General features: G+C 64.2%; 22 protein-coding genes. 17 read left to right on the forward strand and 5 right to left on the reverse strand.

The genetic code is table 11. From position 1 onward, the window contains the following. The first annotated feature begins 10 nt into the window (after positions 1-10). Genes FAX90_RS10980 through FAX90_RS11000 form a run of 5 tightly spaced genes read left to right on the forward strand, consistent with a single transcriptional unit; the run spans position 11 to position 3,368 of the window. Complete coding sequence (locus tag FAX90_RS10980; protein ID WP_144097467.1) at positions 11-1,240, forward strand: amine dehydrogenase large subunit; 1,230 nt, start codon at positions 11-13, stop codon at positions 1,238-1,240. Further along, positions 1,234-1,779, forward strand: a complete 546-nt coding sequence (locus FAX90_RS10985; protein ID WP_144097468.1) for a MauE/DoxX family redox-associated membrane protein — start codon at positions 1,234-1,236, stop codon at positions 1,777-1,779. The genes FAX90_RS10980 and FAX90_RS10985 overlap by 7 nt, the downstream gene beginning before the upstream one ends. Next, positions 1,776-2,387, forward strand: a complete 612-nt coding sequence (locus FAX90_RS10990; protein ID WP_240704867.1) for a redoxin family protein — start codon at positions 1,776-1,778, stop codon at positions 2,385-2,387. The genes FAX90_RS10985 and FAX90_RS10990 overlap by 4 nt, the downstream gene beginning before the upstream one ends. After that, positions 2,384-2,899 (forward strand): methylamine dehydrogenase light chain, encoded by a 516-nt coding sequence (locus tag FAX90_RS10995; protein ID WP_144097469.1) that lies wholly within the window; start codon positions 2,384-2,386, stop codon positions 2,897-2,899. Before FAX90_RS10990 ends, FAX90_RS10995 begins: the two co-directional genes overlap by 4 nt. Before the next feature lie 4 nt (positions 2,900-2,903). Next, complete coding sequence (locus tag FAX90_RS11000) at positions 2,904-3,368, forward strand: c-type cytochrome (RefSeq protein ID WP_144097470.1); 465 nt, start codon at positions 2,904-2,906, stop codon at positions 3,366-3,368. Positions 3,369-3,377: 9 nt separating this feature from the next. On the opposite strand, the gene FAX90_RS11005 is transcribed toward FAX90_RS11000, so the two are convergent. Then, the gene (locus tag FAX90_RS11005; RefSeq protein WP_240704868.1) at positions 3,378-4,148 is read right to left on the reverse strand and encodes an SDR family NAD(P)-dependent oxidoreductase; all 771 of its coding nucleotides are present in this window, start codon (positions 4,146-4,148) and stop codon (positions 3,378-3,380) included. A gap of 116 nt (positions 4,149-4,264) precedes the next feature. Here FAX90_RS11005 and FAX90_RS11010 point away from each other — a divergent pair, with 116 nt between their 5' ends. The 5 genes from FAX90_RS11010 to FAX90_RS11030 are packed head-to-tail and all read left to right on the forward strand — an operon-like array spanning position 4,265 to position 8,713. Then, entirely contained in the window at positions 4,265-4,462 is a 198-nt protein-coding gene (locus FAX90_RS11010; protein WP_170234952.1) for a hypothetical protein, read from the forward strand. A 48-nt stretch (positions 4,463-4,510) separates the two neighbouring features. Then, the gene (locus tag FAX90_RS11015; protein ID WP_144097472.1) at positions 4,511-5,077 is read left to right on the forward strand and encodes a nuclear transport factor 2 family protein; all 567 of its coding nucleotides are present in this window, start codon (positions 4,511-4,513) and stop codon (positions 5,075-5,077) included. Then, positions 5,074-6,423 (forward strand): APC family permease, encoded by a 1,350-nt coding sequence (locus tag FAX90_RS11020; protein ID WP_170234953.1) that lies wholly within the window; start codon positions 5,074-5,076, stop codon positions 6,421-6,423. Before FAX90_RS11015 ends, FAX90_RS11020 begins: the two co-directional genes overlap by 4 nt. A gap of 44 nt (positions 6,424-6,467) precedes the next feature. Further along, complete coding sequence (locus FAX90_RS11025; protein ID WP_144097474.1) at positions 6,468-7,712, forward strand: aspartate aminotransferase family protein; 1,245 nt, start codon at positions 6,468-6,470, stop codon at positions 7,710-7,712. Beyond that, positions 7,709-8,713 carry a phosphotransferase enzyme family protein gene (locus FAX90_RS11030; RefSeq protein ID WP_144097475.1) on the forward strand — a complete coding sequence of 335 codons (1,005 nt, stop codon included), beginning with the start codon at positions 7,709-7,711 and terminating at the stop codon, positions 8,711-8,713. The genes FAX90_RS11025 and FAX90_RS11030 overlap by 4 nt, the downstream gene beginning before the upstream one ends. A gap of 132 nt (positions 8,714-8,845) precedes the next feature. On the opposite strand, the gene FAX90_RS11035 is transcribed toward FAX90_RS11030, so the two are convergent. Together FAX90_RS11035 and FAX90_RS11040 are read right to left on the reverse strand one after the other, a co-directional pair. After that, the gene (locus FAX90_RS11035; RefSeq protein WP_144097476.1) at positions 8,846-11,227 is read right to left on the reverse strand and encodes a TonB-dependent receptor; all 2,382 of its coding nucleotides are present in this window, start codon (positions 11,225-11,227) and stop codon (positions 8,846-8,848) included. A 270-nt stretch (positions 11,228-11,497) separates the two neighbouring features. Continuing rightward, the gene (locus tag FAX90_RS11040) at positions 11,498-12,445 is read right to left on the reverse strand and encodes a helix-turn-helix domain-containing protein (protein ID WP_170234954.1); all 948 of its coding nucleotides are present in this window, start codon (positions 12,443-12,445) and stop codon (positions 11,498-11,500) included. A gap of 240 nt (positions 12,446-12,685) precedes the next feature. On the opposite strand from FAX90_RS11040, the gene FAX90_RS11045 reads away from it, so the two are divergent. Beyond that, positions 12,686-14,947 carry a TonB-dependent receptor gene (locus FAX90_RS11045; RefSeq protein WP_144097478.1) on the forward strand — a complete coding sequence of 754 codons (2,262 nt, stop codon included), beginning with the start codon at positions 12,686-12,688 and terminating at the stop codon, positions 14,945-14,947. 19 nt (positions 14,948-14,966) lie between these two features. Then, the gene (locus FAX90_RS11050) at positions 14,967-16,070 is read left to right on the forward strand and encodes a class II histone deacetylase (RefSeq protein ID WP_144097479.1); all 1,104 of its coding nucleotides are present in this window, start codon (positions 14,967-14,969) and stop codon (positions 16,068-16,070) included. Positions 16,071-16,140: 70 nt separating this feature from the next. Here the strand turns inward: FAX90_RS11050 and FAX90_RS11055 are convergent, their stop codons facing one another. Both FAX90_RS11055 and FAX90_RS11060 read right to left on the reverse strand, forming a co-directional pair. Further along, complete coding sequence (locus tag FAX90_RS11055; protein ID WP_144097480.1) at positions 16,141-17,652, reverse strand: aldehyde dehydrogenase family protein; 1,512 nt, start codon at positions 17,650-17,652, stop codon at positions 16,141-16,143. Positions 17,653-17,678: 26 nt separating this feature from the next. After that, positions 17,679-19,115, reverse strand: coding sequence for an APC family permease (locus FAX90_RS11060; RefSeq protein WP_240704869.1), 1,437 nt, complete (start codon positions 19,113-19,115; stop codon positions 17,679-17,681). A gap of 188 nt (positions 19,116-19,303) precedes the next feature. Between FAX90_RS11060 and FAX90_RS11065 the strand changes: the two genes are divergently transcribed. The 5 genes from FAX90_RS11065 (at position 19,304) to FAX90_RS11085 (ending at position 24,940) form a co-directional block, all read left to right on the forward strand. Next, positions 19,304-20,794 (forward strand): FAD-binding oxidoreductase, encoded by a 1,491-nt coding sequence (locus tag FAX90_RS11065; RefSeq protein ID WP_144097481.1) that lies wholly within the window; start codon positions 19,304-19,306, stop codon positions 20,792-20,794. A gap of 35 nt (positions 20,795-20,829) precedes the next feature. Next, positions 20,830-21,936, forward strand: coding sequence for a nuclear transport factor 2 family protein (locus FAX90_RS11070; RefSeq protein WP_144097482.1), 1,107 nt, complete (start codon positions 20,830-20,832; stop codon positions 21,934-21,936). An 88-nt stretch (positions 21,937-22,024) separates the two neighbouring features. After that, on the forward strand, positions 22,025-23,161 hold the full coding sequence (locus tag FAX90_RS11075) for an ornithine cyclodeaminase family protein (RefSeq protein WP_240704870.1): 1,137 nt from the start codon (positions 22,025-22,027) through the stop codon (positions 23,159-23,161). 24 nt (positions 23,162-23,185) lie between these two features. After that, complete coding sequence (locus FAX90_RS11080) at positions 23,186-23,608, forward strand: Rid family hydrolase (RefSeq protein WP_144097484.1); 423 nt, start codon at positions 23,186-23,188, stop codon at positions 23,606-23,608. A 33-nt stretch (positions 23,609-23,641) separates the two neighbouring features. Further along, positions 23,642-24,940: an NAD(P)/FAD-dependent oxidoreductase gene (locus tag FAX90_RS11085; RefSeq protein WP_144097485.1), complete on the forward strand. Its 1,299-nt coding sequence runs from the start codon at positions 23,642-23,644 to the stop codon at positions 24,938-24,940. Positions 24,941-24,950 lie beyond the last annotated feature (10 nt).

The raw sequence follows: 24,950 nt of genomic DNA on the forward strand, positions 1-24,950 counted from the left end.
GCGGCGCGCGATGACAATTCGCAGCCCGCTGCGCAGGGCCGGTGCGGTCCTGCTTTGCGGCGCGGCCGCGCTCTCGCTGGCCGCCTGTTCGTCGGGCGGGGATGGCGATACGGGCGAGGCCGATGCCGAGATCGTCGCCGATTCCTCGCTTCCCCCGCTTCAGCCCGAGATGGTCCAGAAAGTCACCACGTCCGGCGTCATGCTCGACGACTGGGTCTTCGTGACCGACGCGTCTTTCGACCGGCCGACCGATGGCCGTGCGGTCCTGGTCGATCTCGCGAGCAAGCGGATGCTCGGCATGTTGAGCGGCGGTTATAACCAGCAGCCGCTGATGATCGCGCCCGATGGCAAGTCGCTGCTTCAGCTTTCGACTTACTATGCCCGCGGCACGCGCGGTGAACGAACCGACGTCGTCACGAAGTACGAGATGTCGGACCTGCTTCCGGGCCGCGAGACGATCGTGCCGCCCAAGACGATCCGCGTCATTCCGATGCTCGCCACCGCGCAATTGACCGATGACGGCCAGTTTGCAGTGCTTTCCAACTTCACCCCGGCACAGTCGATCACCGTGATGAACGCGCAAAGCGGCGAACTGGTGGGCGAATTCGCCTCGCCGGGTTGCGGCCTTGTCTATCCCATTGGCGAACGGCGCTTCATGGTCCACTGCAGCGACGGCGGCTTGAAGATCGCCACGATGTCGGACAGCGGTGAAGTCACCTTCGGCAAGGTATCGGTGCCGATCAGCCCGATGACCGATCCCGTGTCCGAAAAGCCGGTCCGGATCTCGAAAACCTCGTGGGCCTTCGTCTCGCACCTTGGCGCGATCATCGAAGTCGACGCATCGGGCGACGTCCCCGTCGTCAAGCGCAGCCGCCCGCTGGTTTCCGAAGCCGACAGCGCATGGCGGCCCGGCGGCATTCAGCCCGCCGCGTTCGACCGGGCGACCAACCGCATCTATGTCCTCATGCACGAAGGCGGGGAATGGACGCACAAGGATCCGGGCACGCACGTCTGGGTCTATGACATGACCAAGGGCGAAATCGTCCAGAAGCTCGATTTGGGCCAGATGGCGACATCCATCGCGCTCACGCCCGGCCCGAACCCGCGCCTGCTGACGATCATGTTTGGCGCGTCCGATGCGCTTTCGATCTATGATCTTGCCAGCGGTTCGCAGACCGGCTCGATCGATCAGCTCGGCCAGACCCTGACCACGATCCAGACCAGGCCCGTCGCATGGTAACCGTCGACCCCGTCGTCGCCTGGATCGTGCGCGCGGCCATCGCGGTACTGCTGGTCGGCGCGGCTTGGCCAAAGCTGCGCGACCGGGCGGAATTTGCCGGGACGGTCGAGAACTATCGCATCCTGCCGGCTGCGCTGGTTCCGGCCATCGCGCTGGTCCTGCCGCTGATCGAACTCGGGCTTGGACTTGCCGTCCTCGCCTTTCGCCCTGCCCTGTTGGGCGCGGCGGCGCTCCTGGCGCTCTACGCCGGGGTCGTCTCGGTGAACCTTGCGCGCGGGCGCGATCATATCGATTGCGGCTGCCACTTCATGGGTCAGTCGGGCGGCGCGATCGACCGGGTGATGGTCGCCCGCAACCTGATCATCGCCGCAGCGGCGGTCATCGTCGGCATTGCGGCGGTTTCGTCCCGCATGGTCACGGCGGTCGATGTGCTGTCGATCGCGGGCACGCTGGCCATTGCCGGGATTCTCTATGCCGCCATTGAACAGGCGCGCATCAACCATTCACGCGCATTGCAAACCGCGCATCGTGGAGCATGAACATGACAGGTCTGATTATAGCAGTGACCTTGCAATGGGTCGTCATCGCGGGTCTTGCCCTCGTCGTACTCGTGCTGCTGCGCCAGGTCGGCTTGCTGCATGAACGGATGGGTCCGGTGGGCGCGTTGAAACTTCCCGGCGGTGTCGACGTGGGCGAACCGTCGCCGCCGATGACGCTGAAGGCGCTGGGCGGAGAGACGATCGAGCTTGGCCACGGGTCTTACAACGGCCAGGGACTGTTCTTCTTCTTCCTTTCGCCCACGTGCCCGATCTGCAAGTCGCTGCTGCCCGTGATCCGCTCGCTCGCCCGCCAATATGCCGGGCAGGTCCAGTTCGTGCTGGCCAGCGACGGGGACGAGGCACAGCAGCATGCCCTGCGTGAGCGTGAGGGGCTGGAAGCGTTTCCCTTTGTCCTTTCGGCCGATCTTGGCATGGCCTTCGGCGTGGGCAAGCTGCCTTACGCCGTTTTGGTCGACCCGGCCGGAATCGTGCGGGCCAAGGGCCTGGTGAACAACCGCGAACATCTTGAAAGCCTGTTCGAAGCGCAGCGCCACGGCGTCGCCTCGATCCAGGACTACCTCTCGCAGAAGAAGGCGAGCACGACATGACCCGACTGGACCGTATTGCCGAACACATGGCGCGCAAGGCCGCGAAAAGCACCTCGCGCCGCAGTTTCCTTGCCAAGCTCGGATTTGGCGCTGCGGCGGCCAGCCTGCCGCTCCTGCCGGTCCGCCGGGGCCGCGCCGAAACCATTCAGGGCCCGCAGCCGCAGGAAAAGGGCAACCCCGAATCCTGCGATTACTGGCGCTATTGCGCGATCGACGGATACCTGTGTTCCTGCTGCGGCGGCTCGACGTCGAGCTGCCCGCCGGGCACCGAGCCTTCGCCGATCACCTGGGTCGGCACTTGTCGCAATCCGGCGGACGGGCGCGAATACGTGATTTCGTACAACGACTGCTGCGGCAAAAGCTCGTGCGGGCGCTGTGTCTGTACCCGGAACGAGCGTGATACGCCGATCTATGCGCCGTCGACCTCGAACGATCTGGACTGGTGCCTGGGCACGCAAGTCGGCGCGGTCTACAACTGCTCGCTCGCCGTCGTCCTCGGCGCAGCGGAATAAGACCATGCGGCGCGTCGTCGTCCTTGCGCTTTCGTTTTCGGCCCTTGCCGGATGCGGGTCGCAGGACGATGCCGCATCCAGCCCCCTGCCCTCCATCGCGGCGGAGGCGAAAGCCGCGCCAGCCAACCACCTGACGCCGCGCACCAATTTCGCTTTGCACTGCTCGGGCTGTCATCTGCCCAACGGCAGCGGCTTTGCCGGAAGGGTGCCGGACATGCGCGGCGAACTGTCCGCCATGGTTCGCGTGGCCGAGGGGCGCCGCTACCTGATACAAGTGCCCGGCACGGCCAACTCGACCCTGACCGACGCAGAGACGGCGGACCTCATCAACTGGCTTATCGTGGAAATGGGTCCGGCGCCTGTCGCCCCGTTCAAGCCCTATACCGAGAGCGAAGTCGCCGCCCTGCGCGCAGAAAAGATCGAAGACCCCGCCGCGATGCGGGAGCGGGTTCTCGCCCAGCTCCCGTAACGCCGCGCCTCAGCGGACGTAGAGCCCGCCATTGGCATCGACCGTCGCGCCGGTCATCGCCCCCGCCTCGCGGGACGCCATCAGGCTGACGATCTGCCCGATGAAATCGGGGCTGCCCAGCGAACCCGTCGGGATCATGCCCGGCATGGCCGCCAGCTTGTCGCCGGGGAGAATATCACGCAGCAGCGGCACGTCGAGCGGGCCGGGCGCGATCGCGTTGCAGGTCACCCCGTCACCCGCCAGTTCGCGCGCGAACACTTTGGTCAGTGTGATGATACCGCCCTTCGACGCGGCATAGTGTGCGCCCGTCGCGGTCCCGCCGTTCTGCGCAGCCAGCGAGGCCATGTTGACGATGCGTCCATAGCCCGCGCTCCTGAAATGCGCGCCAAAGACCTGGCAGCCGACGAAAACCGAACGCAAGTTGATGTCCATGACCTGCGAAAACTCTTCCGGCGAAATGTCGAAGACCGGAGTGGTCCTGGTAAGTGCTGCACAATTCACGAGAATTTCGACGCTTCCTGCCTGCGCCAGAACATCTGTCAGAACTCGTTCGAAATCACCCTTCTTGGTGACGTCCAGCGTCATCGTCAGGGCCATGTCACTGTCGACGTCGTCCGGCCACGTCAGGGCATCCAGCGCATCGGCCGATATGTCGGTAAACACAACGCGATGCCCTGCGCGCATCAGCGAAAGCCCGATACGATATCCCAGACCTCCGGCAGCGCCGGTCACCACCGCGGTATCGGGGCCGGCAGTCATGGGCATTTGATCGGAACTCATCGGGCATCTCCTCTTGCAAAGACCGTCTTTTGCCATAATAATGCGTGAAAATGCAACTAACTTGAGGGGGTCATGTGCGCGCCACGCGCTTTGTCTTTACCGGTTTGCCAATCCGCGTGAACCCCGCGCCGGGTACGATCGCGCCGGGCGGTGGCTCCGCGATCAGGCTGGCCGAAAAAGACCTTGCGATCATGGTCGATGAACTGCTCCAACCCTCACGCGTCCGCATGAACGTTACGCCGCAAACGCGATGCTTCATGCGGCATGGCACGGCGGTTTTCCCGAACCTTCGGGCGCACGCTGACAGCATCTGACCCCGTGCCATCCATCCTTCCCCGTTTCCGCCGATCAAGGGCCCTTTCATGACCGACACTACAGACCAGCGCATCGAACAGCTTTCACGCCGTATCGCCGTGCTCGAAGCGGAGGCCGACATCCGCCGCATCCAGGCGCGCTACATGTTCCTGTGCGATACTCCTCTGCCGGAATTCGGCCTTTCGGGGGACGCGGAAAGGATCGATGCGATCATGGATCTCTATACCGAGGACGCCGTGTGGGAAGGGGTCGGCGAATATTACGACGGCCAGTTCGGGAAGGCCGAGGGCAAGGCCGCCATCCGCGCCCATTTCGAACGGTTCTGGTCGCCCGACCGTGAACCGGGGCTCGTCCTCAACTGTCACTATCTGACGTCGGAGCAGATCCACGTCAGCGGCGACACCGCCGACGGGCAGTGGGTCCACATGCAGCCCTGGCTGTTCGACGACGGGTCGGGCCTGCTGCGTTCCTCGCGCCTCAACAACGCCTTCCGCAAAGAAAGCGACGGCCAGTGGAAGATCACCCGCACCCGGACCGAGAACGTCTTCGTCGCGCCGCTGCCCGATCGGTTTGCCTCTGATTATCCATCCAAGTCGGTTCTCATGAAGCCGTGACGGCCACGCCCTCTCCCGACGACAGCCACGCGCTTGCCGTGGGCGAAGGCAGGATCGGCGCTGTCCGCATCGCCAGTCTGGGTGTCGGACTGGTCGTTGCCGGGCAGTTCGCCGGCTGGAACTACGGGCTCGCCTCGGGCTTTGCCAGTTTCGCCGTCGCGGCGATCCTGATGGCGGTGATGTGCTTTGGCCTTGCGCTATGCGTGGCCGAACTGGCGACCATGCTGCCCAGCGCAGGGGGCCTTCACGCCTATTGCGAAGAAGCTTTCGGCCCCTCGGTCGGGCTGGGCGTAGGCCTTGCGATCGCGGGTGCGCTAACGGCCAGCACCGGGATGGCGGCCGAGTTCATCAACTCCTACGCAGCAGGCGTTCTGGGCATCGACGGGCTTCCGCTGAAAGTCGCGCTGTTCGCCTTCATCCTCGCCGTTCACTTGCGCGGGGTCGGAGAAGCGCTTGGCGTCCTGCTGTTTTCCGGCGCGGTCGCGGTAGCGGCGCTACTGGCCTTCGCTGTCGGAGTGCTCCCCTCGTTCTCGCTTGCCAACCTGATCGGGGCGGGTGCCGCACCGCTTGGCCTGGCAGGTGTGTTCGGCGCGATCCCGTTTGCCCTGTTCCTGTTCATCTCGGTCGAGCAGACCGCGACTGCCGCGCAAGAGGCACGCGATCCCGCTCGCGATGTATCGCGGGGCATGCTGGCGGCGATCGTCATCCTACTCACCACGGCGACCTGCGTGGTCGTTGCCGGAACGGGCGCGGTCGGTCCCGATGCGCTTGCCGGGGCGGTCGATCCGCTGGCGGCGGCACTGGCCGCGGTCGATCCGGCGCCGCCATCATGGCTGCACCCGGTGGTGCAGGCAGGCGCAGTGATGGGCCTCGTCGCCACGTTCTTCTCGCTCGTCTATGGCGCATCGCGCATGATCTGGGCGATGGCCGAAGAAGGCTATCTGCCCCGCGTACTCGGCTCCACGAACGGGCGCGGAGCGCCGTGGATCGCACTCGTGCTGGTGGTCGTGCTCGGCTTTCCCTCAACGGTGCTTTCGCCCGATATCGTGGTCCTGGCGATGGTCCTGTTGTTGAGCGGGTCGTACGTCGTGACGCTGTCGGCCTATATCCGGCTGCGCCGCACGCGCCCCGATGCGTACCGTGCCTTCCATGCTCCGGGCGGTTCGCTCACCGCGGGTATCGCGCTCGTGCTTGCCATGGTCGTTTTCGCCTCGGCGCTTCTGGCCGGGTGGCAACTGGGCCTTGCGCTGATCACCGCGATCGTCCTCGCCGTGGCTCTCGACATCACCGTGGTCCGGCGCGGCGGCCGCACGGCCCCACACTCGCTTTCGGCCAAGGAGCCTTGATCTTGCACGAACCCTCCCCACTCCTTCGGCGCAGGCAGCTTGCCATGGGTCAGAACGCGCCGCTGTTCTATGACGAGCCGCTGGAGCTTGTTCGCGGCGAAGGCGTCTGGGCCTACGACGCGCAAGGGCGCGCCTATCTCGACTGCTACAACAACGTGCCGCACGTCGGTCATTGCCACCCGCGCGTGGTAGAGGCGATCCAGAAACAGGTCGCGACGCTCAACCTCAACACCCGTTATCTCCACCCCGGCGTCGTCCGCTATTCCGAAGAACTGGCCGCCACCGTCGCGATCGATGACGCCGCCGTGATGCTGACCTGCACCGGGACCGAGGCGAACGAGTTGGCCCTGCGCCTTGCCGAACATCATACCGGCGCACGCGGCGTGATCGTCAGCGACTTTTCCTACCACGGCAATTCGCGCCAGCTTGCCGCCCTCACCAGCTGTTTCGAAACGCCCGAACCGTTTCCGGATCGCGCGCGCGCGATCCCGGTGCCCGACCCGTTCCGCGATCGGCAGGGCCGCGATGACGAAACGCTGGCCAATGCCTATGCCGCCCATGTCGAAGCGGCTGTCGCATCGCTGCAGGCGGCAGGACACGGCGTTTCGGCCATGCTGGTCGATGCATCCTTTGCCAATGAAGGCCTGCCCGATATCGTCCCCGGATTCCTGGCGAAGGCGGTGGAAATCGTGCGCAAGGCGGGCGGATTGGTCATTTTCGACGAGGTACAGGCAGGTTTCGGCCGAACCGGCCGCGCGATGTGGAGCCACCAGTTGCACGATATCGCGCCCGATATCGTCACCATGGGCAAGCCGATGGGCAACGGCTTTCCCGTCGCCGGGATGATCGCACCGCGCGACATGATCGACCGGTTCGGGGCCAAGGCGAACTACTTCAACACGTTCGGCGGCAACCCGGTCGCCGCCGCCGCGGCGCAGGCCGTGCTGGATGTCCTGCGCGAAGAATCGCTGCTGGAACAGGCCGGGACCGTTTCGGCCCACGTCGTCGCCGGGCTCGATGCCTTGTGCGAGAAATATCCCGCCGTTGCCAACGTGCGCAGCCGCGGGATGTTCTTCGGCCTCGAACTGACGAAACCCGACGCGGACCGCACCCCCGATCCAGCCATGGCCAAACGCATCGTCGAAGGGATGAAGGCCGAAGGCGTCCTGATGGGCCGCATCGGACGGCACGACAACGTGCTCAAACTGCGCCCCGCCATGATTTTCGAGACCGAGCACGCGGATATCCTGCTGGGCCGGCTGGACCGGGTTCTGGGGGCATTGTCATGAGCGCGGACGCATCGACGCTCGCGCTTCTCGACCAAGAGGCACACGCCGCGCTCGATCAGTGGCCACTGGCGCTGTCACGGGTAAAGCTGGTCAAACACCGCGAGAACGCGGTCTATTCGGTCCATTGCGATCGCGGTCGCCGCTATGCGGTGCGCCTGCATCGCCGCGGTTATCACTCTGACGAGGCGCTCGAAACCGAATTGGCCTGGATGGCCGATTTGCGGCGTAGCGGGCTGCCGGTGCCCGATGTGGTGGTGACGGGCGCAGGCGGGAATTTCTGCCGTCCCGCTGGCCCGGACGGGGAAGAACGGCAGATCGACCTAATCGAATGGCTGCCCGGCCAACCGATCGGCTGTTCCGAGCGGGGCCTTGCCGCGACTGGCGAGGTGGCGGCGCGGCAGATGCACGCGCTTGGCGCGATTATGGCCCGTATGCACGATCATGCGCAAAGCTGGCCGGGATTGTCGGGCGCGCGTCGCCACTCCTGGGATGCCGAGGGACTTGCCGGAACCGATCCCCTGTGGGGCAGGTTCTGGGATCTTTCGCACCTGTCGACTGACGAGCGCGACGTGCTCATTGCCGGGCGCGACCGTGCGCGGGCACAGCTCGATGCCTTTGGAATGGCGGAGGATCGCTTCGGCCTGATCCATGCCGATCTCGTGCCGGAAAACGTGCTGGCGGACGGCGATGCGCTATCCATCATCGATTTCGACGATGCAGGCTTTGGCTGGCACATGTTCGATATGGCGACCGCGCTGGTCTTCACGGTCGAGCAGCCGCGCCATGACACGATACGGCAATCGCTGCTGACCGGGTATCGCACGGTCCGCACCCTCCCCGCCGCGCATGAAGCGATGTTGCCGCTGTTCCTGTTCCTGCGCGCGACGACCTATCTCGGCTGGATGCAGACAAGGCCGGAAATGGAGCTGCCAGGCGAGATGGTCCGGCAACTCGTGTCGCGCGCCACGCGCCTTTGCCGCGAGTATCTGGGCGAAAGCTGACCGGCGCGAGCCAGCGCCAACGGCCCAGCGCCAGCAACAACCCGACTACCCACTCACCCGATACCCATCACAAAAAAGAACGCCCGGCCCCCGAAGGGACCGGGCGTAATGACCCGACGGCAATAGGAGGGATCAGTTGCCGAAGGGGATACGGACGCTGACGCCATAAGTCGTCGGCGCGCCGTACATCTGCGTCGTGCCCAGTCCGCCCAGGTCGAGCGAATAGACAGCATATTCCTTTTCGAAGACGTTCTTCACGAAGCCGGTCACGGTCAGACCCGCATCGCTTTCCCAGCTGACCGAGGCATTGGTCAGGTTGTAACCCTTCTGCAGCGATGCCGGAGAATTGGTCACTTCCAGATACTGGTCGTCATAGACCGCACCGTCGACCTGGAGCGCGACGTTTCCGCCAAGCGCATCGACGTTGTAGCGCAGCAGGTAGTTCAGGCTGAACTTCGGTGCCTGCGGCAATTCCGTGTTGGTCAGGACATCGCGCGGAAAGTCGCAGAAGAACGAACCGTCGCCCTGGTTGGCGCAATACTGGTCGTTGGGCGCACCGGGGAACAGTTCGGGAAGGAACGCTTCTGCCGCGCCCTGGACTTCGTCGACCTTCGAATGTTCGTAAGTCGCGCCCAGCACCACGTCAAAATGGCTGGACGGGGCCCAGAGCACTTCAAGCTCGCCGCCATAGGCGGTGACATCGCTGTTCACGACCTGCGGCGCCAAGTTGATGATGCCGAAGGCCTGGTAGTCCTTGTAATCGTAGTAGAACGCCGTCGCGTTGACGCGCAGCTTGCGGTCCACGGTCGCGGTCTTCACGCCGAATTCGTAAGAGTAGAGCACTTCTTCCTTGTGGCGGAAGTTGTCGGGCGAGACATTGGCCGAAAGCGTCCAGTTGCCCCCCTTGATGCCCCGGTTCACCGAAGCGAAGACCATGGTTTCGGGCGTAAAGTCATAGGCCAACGCAATCCGTCCGGCCCAGTCGTTGTAATCGATCTTGTTGACGCCGGGGATCGCCATCGCAAACTGCTCGTCCGACGCCAGCTGCACGACGGAGCCATCCTCGGTGACGTTCGAAAGGTAATCGATCGACTTGTCGTCCATCGAATAGCGCGCACCGACGGTCAGGGTAAGATCGTCGACGATCTCGTAATCGATCTGGCCGAAGACCGAGAAGTTTTCCGACTTCACCTCGTAATCTTCGTCGAGCCGCGGATCGAGACCCGGCAGGCCCACCGAAAGCGCCGCACCGACAATCGGCGCGCCCTGGGTCAGCAGGTTACCCGACACGTCCATGTCGAGGTAATAGAGACCCGTCTGCCAGTTCAGCCGCCCGCTTTCGCCGGCGATCCGAAGTTCCTGCGAAAACTGGCTGTAGTCGGCCTGGGTTTCGAAAGTGACCAGCGGGACCGGAAGCCCGTCGCCATCTTCGCGGTAGAGCTTGTTCAGATCGGTCCAGTTGGTGATCGAGGTGATCGTCACGCCGCTGTCGAATTCGTATTCCAGTTTGCCCTGAAGGATCGTCGTGTCGCGATCGAATGTCCCGGCATAGTCGCCGAAATGTTCATAGGGCGACGCGTCCTCGCCGGTGATGCCGTTGAAGACACCATTGCGGCCCACACCGCGACCGGCATCATCGGTTTCGCAGAATCCGTTGGCCAGCGGGTTGCAGTTGGCAAGGACGTAACCGCCGGTCGGCACGTTGTTGTCTTCGCTGTACTTGACCCAGAAGCTGCTGGTGAAATTGTCGGTGAAATCGATCTGGAGATTGCCGCGCAGGGCAAAGCCATCTTCGCCGCCAAGATCGCGGCCCGAACCTTCGAACACGCCGGGAAGCGCATCGCGCGACTTCACGTAGCCGTCCGCCTTGACGTAGCGGCCCGCCACGCGGGCGCGGATGCCATCGGTCAGTCCGCCGCCGACGGCGACTTCGGCTTCGCGGCGGTCGTAGTTGCCGACGAGGCCATAGGCGTAGCCGTTGAAATAATCGTCGCTCGCATCGCGCGAGATGTAGTGGATGAGGCCGCCTGTCGCGTTACGCCCGAACAAGGTGCCCTGCGGCCCGCGCAGGACTTCGACCCGCTCCACGTCGAAAAGCTGGCCGGAAATCCCGTTGATCGAGCCCATGTAGGCATCGTCGAGATAGACCGCGACCGGTGCTTCGAGGTTGTCGGTGAAGTTGCTTTGCGAAATGCCGCGCAAGTTGAAGAAGGTCGAATTGGGCGAGAACGCCGCCACGTTGAGGCCGGGAACCTGTTCGACGATCGCGGTCGTCGACGTGATATTCAATGCCTCCAGCTGGTCGCCGCCATAGGCGGAGACGGCAACGGGAATGTCCTGAACGTCCTCGCTGCGCTTTTGCGCGGTGACGATGATCGGTTCGCCCAGGACGCCGTCCGAACTTCCCTGAGCCTGCGTATCGGTTGCGTCCTGCGCGAGTGCGGCAGGGGCCTGGCAGAGAAAAGTGCAGCAAAGCAGCGCTGCGAAACCCCTGATCGGCGATGATCCATTCATTTTACTTCTCCCCGAAGATTGTCGTCCGCTTTTCAATTCTGCCGCCGGTAGCCCTCACTCCGACGCGGCTGATCGCGGAAGGGAATATACAACATTATTCACGTGATTATGCAACCCAATTATTGATCGAGGTCAATTTGCGCGGTCCAGGCGCGCGGGAACGGAGCCCGCGAAAACCGCATGGGCCCGGCCATCGACTCACAGTCGGTTCAAAATGTTCTTGGAAATTCGTGCGAAGTTTCGGCGCAGGCCGATCGGCCGCTAGCGCGGCTAGGACAGTCTCGACCCGCCGGGAGTCCGATAAAGGCCCTGCGTCTGGCGTTTGCGCAGCTCGCTCGGCCTTACCCCGAAACGCTGACGGAATGCGCGGGCGAAGTGGCTGCAGTCCGAAAACCCGCAGGCGAAGGCGACCGCACTCACACTCTCGTCTCCACCGGCGGTCAGCATGCGATAGGCATGGCGCAGACGAACATCGGCGATCCACCGGCTTGGCGACGTGCCGAACCGGCTGAACAACCGGTACAGGCTGCGCCGTGAAAGCGCGAACCGGGCGGCCATCGCCTCCACGCCTTCTTCCACCGCTTCGGGGTTCTTGAGGACCCAATCGGCCATCTCGCCCAGCAATGCCCGTTCCGCCGGCGAAGTGCCGCCCATCTGGTCATCACTGCCAAGCGCCTGATCTATCAGGGACATGACCGCGGACCGGATCGCGGTCACGTGAACATCGTCGCAATCTTCGTGCAGGATGGAACCGATTGTGCCCGAAACGATGCGATTTATCGGCCGGTTGCCGGGCATCGCCAGCCCGAAGACGTTTTCCATCGCGAGCCGGACTGCGACCACGTCGCTGCGCGGCAATCCGATCGTCAGCGCGTTGACCGTGTCCGGCACTTCGATCCGGCATCCCTCGCGCGAATCGAGCAGCGCCATGTCGCCCACCCCGAGCGATGCCTGCCGCCCATAGTGATCCAGGACGAGCGAGCCTTCGACGATCATCAGCAGAAAGGCATTGTCGCCCCATTCGGCCCCCAGTGCGGGGCGACGGCTGATGACGTTGCTGGCCGTCACGTCCAGCGACGGCAAGGCCTTGGACGCGATCGAAGTGGCATGCCCCGTCGCCTGTTCCGACAGGGGCATGGCATCGAACCTGCCGTAAGCCTGGCGCAGCGAATGCTGAAACGCATCGACGCCGGGATATGCCGAGGTGCCTTCGATCATCGTGTCGCGCTCTCCTTGCGGGGATACGGGCAGGAAACGAGACTCGAAAGTGTCACAATTCACGTTCGTCATCAAGCAACGCCGAAACGATAGCGCCCTTGGCACGCATCTTCCGGTTTCTGGCACGCATGGCCGAGCAAAGCGCCGACACAGCGCGCAAGATCGGCGGGCAAGGGACCGGCCTCATGTCAAGCGCGCCGGCAGATCAGAGAAGACCAGCTGAAAAAGGGGGCAGACCACATGAAGGGTTTCAAAGCCGCATTGCTGTGCACCGGCATCTCGATCGGGGCGTTCGCGCCGATCTCCGCGCAGGCACAGGACACCGCCAGCGAAGGCGGGACCAACGAGATTCTCGTCACCGCGCAGAAACGGTCGCAGTCGGTGCAGGACGTGGGCATCGCCATCACCGCGCTTTCGGGCGACGAACTTCAGAAGCAGCAGGCCACCGACGTGTCCTCTGTCGCGGCGCAGATCCCCGGCGTCGTCGCGACGACCAGTTCGAACCTGCCCGCCTTTACCGTGCGCGGCATCGGCATGAACGATTTCGCCGCCAACTTCGACGCACCGATCGCTCTTTACGTCGACGAGGTCTATCGCTCGAAACCCTACATGGCGAGCGTGCCGTTCTTCGATATCGGCCGGGTAGAGGCGCTGAAAGGCCCGCAAGGGACGACTTTCGGGCGCAACTCGACCGGCGGATCGGTCAATTTCTACACCAACGAACCCGTCTTCTACAACGAAGGCGAATTCGCGGTTCAGGCCGACAATCATGGCCGCGCACGGGTAGAGGGCGTGGCCAACATCGTCGCCTCGCCCGAACTGGCGCTGCGCGCATCGTATTACGTCGCGCAAGGGGCGGGCGGACCCTGGCGAAACCTCTATACCGGCAAGGACTTCGGCGCGCCCAACCAGCTTGCCGGCAGGCTTCAGGCCAAGTGGGAAAGCGGCGACACGACCGTCCGGCTGCTGGGCTATGGCTTTCGCGACAAGAGCGAGTTGACACCCTACAAGGGGCCCGGCATCTTCAACGCCGACGGCAGCCTGTGCCCGCAGTTGTTCACCAACCGCATTCTGAACCAGCACGATGCCTGTCTGAAGTTCCCGGTGAACCCCGGCCCCGGCACCGAAGGCCAGCGCGAACCGACCGGTTTTCGCAATTTCGCCGCGGACCAGCCCTGGAAGGCGAACAACAGTGCGCTGGGCGGATATGCGCGCATCGAACACGAAGCCGGGCCGGTCACGCTAACCTCGATAACGTCATACGACACGTTCACGCGTGACCAGACGGAGGACAGCGATTCCTCGATCTTCGCGTCGACGAATTCGCTCTATTACAGCAACATCCACCAGTTCAGCCAGGAACTGCGGGCAACCGGCAGCTTCGGTCCGCTGCGCATGCTGCTTGGCGGATATTACGAGAACGACCGGATCCGCACCAACGAAAGCGCGAACCTGGCCGAAAACACGATCGTGCTGCTGCCGCCGTTTGCGCCGCGACTTGCCTCCTCCTTCGAACAGAAGGTCCGATCGCTCGCGGTGTTCACCAACAACGAAATCGAACTGAGCGATCAGCTGTCCGTCGTCTTGGGCGCGCGCTATACCAGCGACCGCACCAGGATCGATGGTGACACTTTCCTGGGGGCTGACGATCCGGCGGAAAGCAACCGCGCAATCACTCAAGTCATACCGGTCGATTCCATCGACGACAGCCGGACCGACAATACGACGTCGTTCCGCGGACAAGTGAACTTCAAGCCCAACCGCGATAACCTGCTCTATGCCTCAATCTCGCGCGGGTTCAGGAGCGGGGGTTATTCGGTACCCTTCGGCGGGACCATCTCCACTTTCTCGCCCGAACAGCTGACCGCCTATGAACTCGGTTTGAAGTCCCGACTGTTCGACCGCTCGCTCAATCTCAATCTCGCGACTTTCTACTACGATTATAAAGACGTGCAGGCGACGGTGAACGATCCGGCCTCCCCGCTGGTGCAGATCACGCGCAATATCGGCAAGTCGCGGACATATGGTGCGGAAGGCGACATCACCTGGCAGCCGGACGACACCCTGACGATGCGGCTTGGCGCGACCTACCTCGATGCGAAATACTCGGATACCGACGCCGAGGTGATCAGCTACAACGGAAATATCGCGCTCGAAGGCAAGCGTCCGATCAATTCGCCGAAGTGGTCGTTCCAGGGCTACTTGTCGAAATCGGTGCCGATCAGCGACACCCTCAACCTCACCGCGACGACCGACGCGCGCTATGTGGGCAAGCGGTTCCTGTCGATCACCAACCAGCCATTCGACGCAGCCCCTTCGTACTGGGTCCAGAACGCGAGGCTGGCCGTGGGTGCAAGCGACGAGAGCTGGGAACTGGCGGTCTGGGGCAAGAACATCTGGAACGAGGATTACCTGACCTACATCAACAACGTCAGCTTCTTCCGCCTCCAGATCTATGGCGAACCTGCGTCCTACGGCCTTTCCGCCCGTTTCAAGTTCTAAGGCGAAGGGAAATACGCCGATGACCACCGGATTCTATACCGACGAACGCACGTTCTGGCACACCACCGGCATGCAGGCGCTGTTCCTGCCGGTGGGGGGCTGGGTGCAACCACCGTCATCCGTCGCGGGGGCCGATACGCCCGATTCAAAGCGCCGCTTGCTGGGCCTGGTCCAGGCCAGCGGGCTGATCGATCGACTTGACGTGCGGAGCGCAAGGCCCGTTTCGGAAGAGGAGATCCTGCGCGTCCACACCCCCCGCTATATCGACGAATTCAAGGACGTAAGCGCGGCGGGCGGCGGCGATATCGGCGACTTCGCCCCGTTCGGGGCGGGCGGCTACGACATCGCGCGCATCTCTGCAGGGCTCGCCCGGCAAGCGGTGGATGACGTGGTGTCGGGCGCCGTCGACAATGCTTATGCGCTGTGCCGCCCGGCGGGGCATCACTGCCTTGCCGATCGGTCGATGGGGTTCTGTCTTCTGGCCAATATTCCCATCGCGCTGGAAGCAGCGCGCGCCGCGCATGGCATCGGTAAAGTCGCCGTCGTCGACTGGGACGTGCACCACGGCAATGGCACGCAGGCGATCTATTACGATCGCGGCGACACGCTGACCATTTCGTTGCATCAGGAAAACTGCTTTCCGCCCGGATATGGCGGGGCGGAAGATCGCGGCACGGGCAGCGGCGAAGGCTGCAACCTCAACATCCCCCTGCCCCCCGGCACGGGCGACGACGGTTATCGCCATGCCATGGACCGGATCGTCCTGCCCGCCCTCAAGGCGTTCGATCCCGACCTGATCGTCATCGCCAGCGGACTGGACGCGGGAGCGGCGGACCCGATGGCCCGGATGCTGGCCCATAGCGAGACGTTCCGGGCGATGACGGCAAGCATGCGGGCCATCGCCGACGAAGTGTGCGGGGGAAGGCTCGTGGTCGTCCACGAAGGCGGCTATTCAGAGGCGGTGGTGCCGTTCCTGGGCCTTGCCATCGTGGAGGAACTGTCCGGCCACCGTACCGAGGTCGAAGACCCGACGCTGGGCGTCCTCATCCCGCAGCAGCCCGGACCGGAAATGACCGCTTTCGTACGCAGCAGGATCGACGATCTGGCGAAAGCGCTGCGCTAAGCGCGATTGAAAAAAGGGCGGGCCGACGACAATCGGCCCGCCCTTTTGGCGTTTCTTGCGGCGCGGTCGGTTAGCGCGAAGGGCGCGCCTTGATCCCACTGCGCAGGCGCGTGTGCGACAGCACGCCTTCGCGGGCCAGTTCATGACCTACCCCCGATTCCTTGTCGCCGCCGAACGGCATCGCAAGGTCGAGGATATTGTGCGTGTTGATCCAGACGGTCCCGGCCTCCAACGCGTCGAAATACCGATCGGCACAGTCGATGTCCCTGGTCCAGACGCTGGCCCCAAGGCCGAAGCGCGTCTGGTTGGCCAGCGCGATCGCCTCGTCGTCATTGGCGAAGGAAAACGCGCAGAGGACGGGGCCGAAGATTTCTTCCTGCGCAGTGCTGTGGCCATGATCCAGCCCGGCGATCACGGCGGGGCTGAAATAGCTGCCCGGACCGTCGAGGCATTCTCCGCCAAAGACATCGGCGCCCGATGCACGCGCGGCTTCCACATGGGCCGATACGCGGTCACGGTGCAGCCTGCTGGAAAGCGGGGCGACTTGTGACTGCGGGTCGAGGCCGGGGCCGATCTTGATCGAACCGGCGATTTCCCGAACGCCCGCCAGCACGGCATCGTAGTGCTTTTCGTGGACCAGCATGCGCGATCCGGCACAACAGTTCTGCCCCGAATTGCCGAAGATCGCCCACGCCGCGCCGGGTATCGCCTGGTCAAGGTCCGCGCTCTCAGTAATGACAAGCGGCGACTTTCCGCCCAGTTCCAGGTTGTATTTCTTGAAATTGCGGGCGGCACTGACGGCGATTTCGCGGCCCACCTCGGTCGAACCGGTGAAGTTGATCTTGTCGATGCCAGGGTGATTGACCAGCATGCGTCCCGCGCCCGCGCCGGTGCCGGTAATCACGTTCACGACCCCGTCGGGAATGCCGACTTCGGCGCAAAGCTCCGCAAGGCGCAGCGCGGTCAGAGAGGTCTGCTCGGCGGGTTTGAGCACGATCGTACAGCCCGTCGCCAGCACCGGTGCCAGTTTCCATACCGCCATGCACAAGGGCACGTTCCACGGCGTGATCGCCGCCACCACGCCCACCGGATAGCGCCGGGTAAACCCGCTGAACCGCATGTCGGGCAGGTATGGGACCGACAGGTCCATCGTCTCGCCATTGAGGCGGCTGGCCCAGCCGGCGACATAGCGCAGCGAGTGGACCGGCAGTTCGGCATCGAACAGCATGGTATTGCCGATCAGCTTGCCGCTGTTGAGCGTTTCGATTTCGGCCAGCGACCGCGTCTCCGCCTCGATCGCGTCGGCCAGTCTCAGCATCAGCGCCTCGCGCCGGAAAGGCTGGAGATCGGCCCATGCGCTGTCGCCAAGCGCGCGGCGCGCGGCAGCGACTGCGGCATCGACATCGGCCTTGCTCGCGTCGGCGATCCGGGTGATTTCCTCACCGCTCGACGGGTCGACCACGCCGATGGTTCCGCCCCCCGATGCCGCGCGCCATTCGCCGCCGATGAACAGGCCCTTGTCCCGATGGATAAAGGCTCGCGCCTTGTCGCTAAGCAGCGCGAGGTCGTTGGCGGTAGTCATGGAGTATCTCCGGCAGATTTCAGCGGTCAGACGACCGGGCGGGACAGGCCGATGCGGCCGTAGCTTTCAGGACGGTTGCGCTTCAGCCAGGTCGCCTGCACGGCACCGGCCGCAAAGATGATCGGCAAAAGGATCGGCAGCGAGTTGATGAACGCGGAATCGGTGCCGGTCAGCAAGGGGTAGTTCAGCACCGACAGCCCCGATCCCACCGCCAGCATCACCCCGCCCAGGATGGGCAGCGCCGTCTGTACGGTCAGGCGCGCGTTGTGGTGCAGGAAGAAAACGGGAATGGCAAAGCTGGTCACGCAGAGCAGTAGCATCAGCCCCACCGACCCGAACCCAGTCAGCGCGGTGGTCAGCGACAACAACGGGTCGAGCCCGGCCAGCGCAAAACTGCTTACCGTCACCACAAGGATCGCGATGATCGGCAGGCCGGCGGCGAAGGGTGCACCGTTTACGGCACGCGTTCTGGCAAGCGACGACGGCAGGATACGGTCGCGCGCCAGGGCATAGACATAGCGGCTGCTATTATTGAACAGGCCCAGGATCGCGGCAAAGGCGCTGGTCACGACAAGCGCCGAGATCGCGATTTCCGCCCAGTTGCCAAGATAGCGACTGGCCAGTCCGAAGACGAAATGGCCCGGATCCTCTGCCGCGGCGGCACCGACCGCGGTTCCTTCGGCGACGGTGAAGGAATAGGCCGTGAAGATGTAGAACGTGCTGACGATGGCGATCGCGGCATAAGTGGCGCGCGGTACGGTTATCGACGGGTTGCGCGCTTCTTCCTGATAGATCGCCGTTGCCTCGAATCCGATCACGGAATTGAAGGCGTAGATCGCCGCAACCCCCAGCCCCGGCCCGAATACCGCCGCAGGGGCGAAGACGATGGACGGCGCGATGAAACCTTCCTGCACGATGATCGCGAAATCGAGCAGCAGGATCGCGAGCACTTCGGCGCCAAGCGCGATGGCCAGCAGCTTTGCGGTAAAATCGATCCGAAACCACGACAGAAGCGCCAGCGCGCCGATCGATACCAGCGCAACGACGCCCCAGTGAACCGATGTCATACCCAGCGAATGCAGGATGTCGGTCGCGAAATAGGACAGCGCGCCAAGCGTCGCACTGCAAAGCCCGACATAGGAAATCAGCGCGACGTAGGCGCTGCCCAGACCCGCGACTTTCCCGAAACTGGCCGAAACGATTGCATAGAACGCACCCGCATTGCGGATCAGCGGGATGATCTTGACATAGCCCAGCGCGAACAGCGTGATCGCGATGCCGGAAAGCAGGTAGGCCCCCGCCACGCCGACGCCGTTGCCGAAGGCGAACGCCAGCGGCATCGTCGCCACGACGATCGCCATGGGCGCGGCCACGGCCAGCACCATGAAAGTGATATCGACACTGCCCAGCACGCCGGACGACAGGCGTTCCTCGCTGGCGGCGCTGCCCTGAACTGGTTTCACTGGCTCATTCAATGCCCGATAACTCCGGTGACTGTGCGGATCCGGCGCTTCTTGTCGTCGCAAGAGCCGCGCGCATCAATCCTACGCTTCGATGGATGTGTTGCCGATTACGCAACAAGCTGGATCGGGCGGGGCGTTGTCAGCGGCGCGGCAGGCGATGCATGGTTTGGCCGTGCAAGGAGACTGACATGCCGAACAATGCCAGGTGGTCGCGCCGCCACCTTCTGAAAGCCGGAGCCATTGCCAGCGTGCCGCTGGCGACGGGAATCGGCGGCTGTTCGATATTCTCGAAACCGACCGCCGGAAGCAAGGCCGCCGCCCTTCAGGCGAAGATCGGCGGCACCGTCGTGGTGAAAAGCGATGCCGCGTACGAGGCATGGCGCAAGGCGATGATCTGGCAATTGGCCAAGGCCGATCGCAAGCCCGACATGATCGTCCAGGCGACCAGCACCGCCGACGTGCAGGAAGCGGTGCGCTATGCAGCGAAGAACGGCATGAAGGCGACGACCCGGTGCGGCGGGCACAGCATGGCGGCCTGTTTCCTGCGCGACACGGGCATGTTGATCGACATCGGCCATCTCGACGGGGTGGAGGTCGACAAGGCCACCAAGACCGCCAAGGTCGGACCCGGCGTGTTTTCGCGCGGCCTTTCGGAACGCCTGCTGGAAGACGGACTGGCCTTTCCGGGCGCACACTGCGGCACCGTGCCGATCAGCGGATACCTGCTGGGCGGCGGCGTCGGCCTCAATGCCAACGAATGGACCCACGGGCTCAGCGTCTTTGGCGTCAAGGGCATCGACATCGTGACCCCCGATGGCGAAATGCGTCACGCCAGCGAGACGGAAAACCCGGACCTGTTCTGGGCGGCGCGCGGCGGCGGGCCGGGCCTGTTCGGCGTCGTCACGCAATTCCACTTGCAATGCTTCGACGCGCCCGGCGTGATCTGGGGCGATACCTACGTCCTGCCCTATACCGCGCTTTCGGCAGTGACGGATTTCATGCGCGACACCGTCCCGACCCTCGATCGCAGTGTCGAAGTGCTCTACGCCGTGGCCGCGATCCCGGACAAGTCCAAGGACCTGCCGGCGGAAGAGCGGTTCCAGATCTTCCTCGACGTCAACGCCTTCGCAAAGGACGAGGCCGAGGGCCGCCGCAAGGTCGCCGCGATCACCAATCACCCCGTCACCAGCCTTGCCGTCGATGCGATCCGCGACCGGGCGGGCAGCTATGACCGGTATTACAGCGACAACGAGGCCGGCTTTCCGCAGGCGCACTGGATGGGCGACAGCATCTGGGTCGACGATCCGACCGAGGCGATGCGCATCATCGGCGAGGCACTGCCCGATTGCCCCGCGCCACGCGCCGCGCCGCTCGTGCTCTACACCGGCGAACAGGACCAGCCCGATGCGGCCGCATCGCGTTACGCCCCTTACTACATCGCCTGTTACTTCGAATGGGACGAAGAGGCCGACGAGGCGCCTTCGCGCGCGTTCAGCCGCGAGCTTTTCAAGAAACTGAAACCGATCGCCAGGGGCAGCTACATCAACGAGATGGACCAGGAAGGCCGTCCCGAAGACGTGCCCGACTGCTACTCGCCCGAGGCATGGGCGCGGCTGGCACAGTTGCGCAAGCAGTGGGACCCCACTGGCGTCTTCCACGACTTTTACGGCCAGGCTTGAGCCGCAGCGACACACAGGCAGCGAAGGCAGATGACATGAAGAAGCTATACGGAACGGCCCTCGCCGCGTGTGCCGCGGCACTTGTCGCAGGGATGTCGCTCAACGCGAACGCGCAAGCCGAAGCCACGGACGATCCCGAACAGGTCGTCCGCGACCTCTATACCGCGTTCGAGGAAGGCGACATGGCCGCGATCGAGACGCTGATCGCGCCCGACGCCACGTGGACCTACTACGGCCCGCCCAGCGCCCTGCCCTTCGGCGGCGTGCGGCGCGGCCCAGAAGGGGTGGGCGATTTCTTCGCCAAGGTCGCCGAAACGCTCGACAACCCGGTCGCGGGCCAGACCCGGTTCCTGGTCGATGGCGACACGGTGATCGTCCCCGGCTTCGAAGAAAGCACGGTGAAAAAGACCGGCATCCGTTACCGCGCGGACAACGTGCATATCTTCAAGGTGCGCGACGGCAAGATCGTCCAGTTCGAGGAATTCATCGACAGCGGCAAGGTCCTGCTGGCCTTTCAGGGCGACGACAGCGTCGCGGTCGGCAAGAGCGCCGCGGCAGCGGTAGCCACTCCGGCCCGGGCCGAGGGCAAGATCGACAAGAGCGTCGGCAAGGCGCTTTTCACCACTTGCGTCGGCTGTCACGGCGATGACGGACAGGGGCGCGCCATGATGTACGCCCCCAACCTGACCGGGCTGGATAGCGTCTACATCACGCGGCAGCTGGAAAACTTCCGCCAGGGTCGCCGCGGCAAGATCGAGGACGCGCACGGCTTCCCGATGGTCGGCCGCGCGACCGCGATCGGCGATGCCGAAAACCTGGCGGCGGTCGTGCGCTATATCGGCGCGCTTCCCGATGCGCCCGCCGCCAAGGTTGCCCAGCGCACGGCACCGGCAGGCCTTGCCGGACAGCTGGCGACCTGCGCGACCTGCCACGGACAGAACGGCGAGGGCAATGCCCAGATGGGCGGCCCGGCGATCAACACCCTGGATAGCGACTACATCGCGCTGCAGCTGGCGAATTTCCGCAGCGGCATTCGCGGGTACGACGAAAACGACGGGCAGGGCCAACTGATGGCCGCCGCTGCCGCCGCCATTCCGTCCGACGACGACGTGGTCCGCATTGCCGAGCATTACGGCCGGTAAAATTGCCCGGGAAAGCGGGAAGATTTGCATTGCGCCGCCTGCAACGCGTGCGGTCCGGCGCTGGAGTAGAGTTATGAATGGGGATACCGTGAGTTCGACCAAGATCGATTTCATCTATCTGTCCGAACCGGACATGATCGCCGCCGGGGTGACCGACATGGCGGCCTGTGTCGATACGATGGAAGAAATGTTCGCCCTGCTTTACCGCGGCGATTACCGAATGGCCGGGGCCAGCAACAATTCGCATGGCGCGATCATCGTCTTCCCCGAAAATTCGCCCTTCCCCGACATGCCCAAGCCTACGCCGGACCGGCGCTACATGGCGATGCCGGCCTATCTTGGCGGCAATTTCCGTACCGCCGGGGTGAAGTGGTACGGATCGAACATCGCCAATCGGGAAAAGGGCCTGCCCCGTTCGATCCTGATGTTCATCCTCAACGACGTGGATACCGGCGCGCCGCTGGCCTTCATGTCGGCCAACCTGCTTTCCGCCTATCGCACCGGTGCCGTTCCGGGCGTGGGCGCGCGGCATCTTGCGCGCAAGGATTCGCGCGTTGTCGGCATCCTGGGCCCCGGCGTTATGGCGCGAACCTCGCTTTCGGCCTTCATGGCGACTTGCCCTGCGATCGATACGGTCAAGGTAAAGGGTCGTAGCGAGAAGAGCCTTGCCGCCTTCGTCGACTGGGTGCGCGAAACCTATCCGCAGATCACCACGATCGAAACCGTCGACACGATCGAGGCCGTGGCCCGCGACAGCGATATCGTGACGTTCTGCCAATCGGGTGCGATCGGCGATCCGTCGCAATATCCCAAGATCCGCCGCGAATGGATCAGCCCCGGCACGTTCCTTTCGATGCCGTCGCTGACCGACGTGGACGAAGGGATGGAAGCGCCCGATATCCGCAAGGTGCTGGACAATCCGGCGATGTACGAAGCCGGATACGAAGAATGCGAAAAGCCTGCGCACCGGTCCGTGCCGGTCGTGGGCATGCGGTATCTCGACCTTGTCGCGGAAGGCCGCGTCGCGCGGGACAGCCTGGAGGATCTCGGCAAGATCGTGGCCGGCGAGGCACCGGGACGCACTAACGACGAGGAAATCATCATCCTGTCCGTCGGCGGCATGTCGGTCGAAGACGTCGCATGGGGCACCGTCATCTATCGCAACGCTATCGAGCGCGGGATCGGGACCAGCCTCAACCTCTGGGACCAGCCGGCGCTTCGCTGAACCCCGATTTTCAGGAATTACCAGATGACCCAGATCACCAAGCTCAAGACCGGATCGCCCGCCGAAACGCGGGGCAGCTATTCGCGGGCAGTTGCAGTGGGCGACCTCATTTTCGTGTCCAACACCGCAGGGCGCAATCCCGATACGAAGCTCATCCCGACCGATCTTCGCGAACAGACCATGCAGGTCCTGGCCAATATCGAACGCGCGTTGGCCGCGGTCGACGCCGTGCTGGAAGACGTGGTCGCCGCGCGCGTCTTCATCCAGTTTCCCGATGATATCGACGAAGTCATGACCGCCTATGCCGAACGGATGCGCGGCATCGAACCGACGCTGACACTGACCAGCCCGCCGCTGGGATCGCCCGAATTCAAGGTGGAGATCGAAGTCACCGCCTATCGCGGCGCGTCGAAGGGGCCGGTGAACGAGATGAACCTTGGCGGCTAGCCTGCCCTTTCCCCCACGACGGATTTTCGTGGCATGACCGGGACTCCACCGCCCATCGATCCGGTAACGACGTCGCCGGACCTGCCCGCCGAATGCGAGGTCGCGATCATCGGCGCAGGTATCGTGGGCCTCGTCGCGGCGCTGAACCTGGCCGAACGGGGCGTTCCGGTCGTCGTGATCGAAAAGGGGCGCCTTGCTGGCGAACAATCGTCGCGAAACCTGGGCTGGGTGCGCAAGATGGGACGCGGACAGGCCGACCTGCCGCTAGCCCTCGAATCGGACCGCCTGTGGCAGGAAATGCCCGCCCGCGTCGGCGCCGACCTCGGCTATCGCCGGACGGGCATCCTCTACGCCGTACGGACAGAGGGCCAACTGGCCCCGCACGAGGCGTGGATGGCGTCTGTCGGCAACGGTATCGATTCCCGGCTGGTCAGCAACAAGGAGATCGCCGCGCTCGTCCCCGGCGGACAGGAAGACTGGTACGGCGGCATCCATACCCCCTCGGACGGCAAGGCCGAGCCACAGCTTGCCGCGAGCGCCATCGCCCGCGCCGCGATGGCGAAAGGCGCGAAGATCGTCGAGAATTGCGCAGTGAGAGCCCTCTCGCTCAGCGGCGGGCGCCTCAGCGGCGTGATGACCGAGCGGGGCGAGGTGCGCTGCAATTCGGTGATCCTTGCAGGCGGGGTATGGTCGCGCCGGTTCCTCGGCAATCACGGCGTCTCTTTCCCGACCCTGCCGGTGATCGCATCGGTCCTGCGCACGAAACCCATGGACGGGCCGACCGACATGGCCGTGGGCGCCCCCGACTTTTCCTTTCGCAAGGACCACACCGGCGGTTTCACGATCACCCAGCGCGGCGGCTTCATCGCGCCGCTCGCGCTCGACAGTTTGCTTTTGGCGCGCAAGTTCCTGCCGGTGCTGGGCGCGGAATGGAAACAGATCCGCCTGTCGCTGGGCCGTCATTTCCTTGACGATCTGTCGATGCAGCGCCGCTGGCCTGCCACCGGCCCTTCCCCGTTTGAGGATCACCGCACGACGAACCCGCCCGTCAACGACAAGCTGAATGCCGAAGCGATGGCAAACTTGCGCGCGGCATGGCCAGCTTTTGGCAAGGCGGAAATCGCGCGCACCTGGGCAGGCATGATCGACATTACCCCCGATGCCCACCCGGTCATCGCGCCGCTGGACGAACTGCCCGGCGTGGTCGTGGCCAGCGGCTTTTCGGGCCACGGTTTCGGCACCGCACCTGCCGCGGGCCAGCTGGCCGCCGATCTGGCGACGGGTGCCGCGCCGCTCATCAACCCCGCTCCCTATGCGCTGACGCGGTTTTGACCCGCGCCGG

The sequence above is a fragment of the Croceicoccus sediminis genome (genome assembly GCF_007570835.1).
Lineage (GTDB): Bacteria > Pseudomonadota > Alphaproteobacteria > Sphingomonadales > Sphingomonadaceae > Croceicoccus > Croceicoccus sediminis.

Bases quoted from the DNA above. Each gene is read 5' to 3' on its own strand.
- FAX90_RS10980 (WP_144097467.1), top strand. From the start codon at position 11: ATGACAATTCGCAGCCCGCTGCGCAGGGCCGGTGCGGTCCTGCTTTGC.
- FAX90_RS10985 (WP_144097468.1), top strand. From the start codon at position 1,234: ATGGTAACCGTCGACCCCGTCGTCGCCTGGATCGTGCGCGCGGCCATC.
- FAX90_RS10990 (WP_240704867.1), top strand. From the start codon at position 1,776: ATGAACATGACAGGTCTGATTATAGCAGTGACCTTGCAATGGGTCGTC.
- FAX90_RS10995 (WP_144097469.1), top strand. From the start codon at position 2,384: ATGACCCGACTGGACCGTATTGCCGAACACATGGCGCGCAAGGCCGCG.
- FAX90_RS11000 (WP_144097470.1), top strand. From the start codon at position 2,904: ATGCGGCGCGTCGTCGTCCTTGCGCTTTCGTTTTCGGCCCTTGCCGGA.
- FAX90_RS11005 (WP_240704868.1), bottom strand. From the start codon at position 4,148: ATGAGTTCCGATCAAATGCCCATGACTGCCGGCCCCGATACCGCGGTG.
- FAX90_RS11015 (WP_144097472.1), top strand. From the start codon at position 4,511: ATGACCGACACTACAGACCAGCGCATCGAACAGCTTTCACGCCGTATC.
- FAX90_RS11025 (WP_144097474.1), top strand. From the start codon at position 6,468: ATGGGTCAGAACGCGCCGCTGTTCTATGACGAGCCGCTGGAGCTTGTT.
- FAX90_RS11030 (WP_144097475.1), top strand. From the start codon at position 7,709: ATGAGCGCGGACGCATCGACGCTCGCGCTTCTCGACCAAGAGGCACAC.
- FAX90_RS11035 (WP_144097476.1), bottom strand. From the start codon at position 11,227: ATGAATGGATCATCGCCGATCAGGGGTTTCGCAGCGCTGCTTTGCTGC.
- FAX90_RS11040 (WP_170234954.1), bottom strand. From the start codon at position 12,445: ATGATCGAAGGCACCTCGGCATATCCCGGCGTCGATGCGTTTCAGCAT.
- FAX90_RS11045 (WP_144097478.1), top strand. From the start codon at position 12,686: ATGAAGGGTTTCAAAGCCGCATTGCTGTGCACCGGCATCTCGATCGGG.
- FAX90_RS11050 (WP_144097479.1), top strand. From the start codon at position 14,967: ATGACCACCGGATTCTATACCGACGAACGCACGTTCTGGCACACCACC.
- FAX90_RS11055 (WP_144097480.1), bottom strand. From the start codon at position 17,652: ATGACTACCGCCAACGACCTCGCGCTGCTTAGCGACAAGGCGCGAGCC.
- FAX90_RS11065 (WP_144097481.1), top strand. From the start codon at position 19,304: ATGCCGAACAATGCCAGGTGGTCGCGCCGCCACCTTCTGAAAGCCGGA.
- FAX90_RS11070 (WP_144097482.1), top strand. From the start codon at position 20,830: ATGAAGAAGCTATACGGAACGGCCCTCGCCGCGTGTGCCGCGGCACTT.
- FAX90_RS11080 (WP_144097484.1), top strand. From the start codon at position 23,186: ATGACCCAGATCACCAAGCTCAAGACCGGATCGCCCGCCGAAACGCGG.
- FAX90_RS11085 (WP_144097485.1), top strand. From the start codon at position 23,642: ATGACCGGGACTCCACCGCCCATCGATCCGGTAACGACGTCGCCGGAC.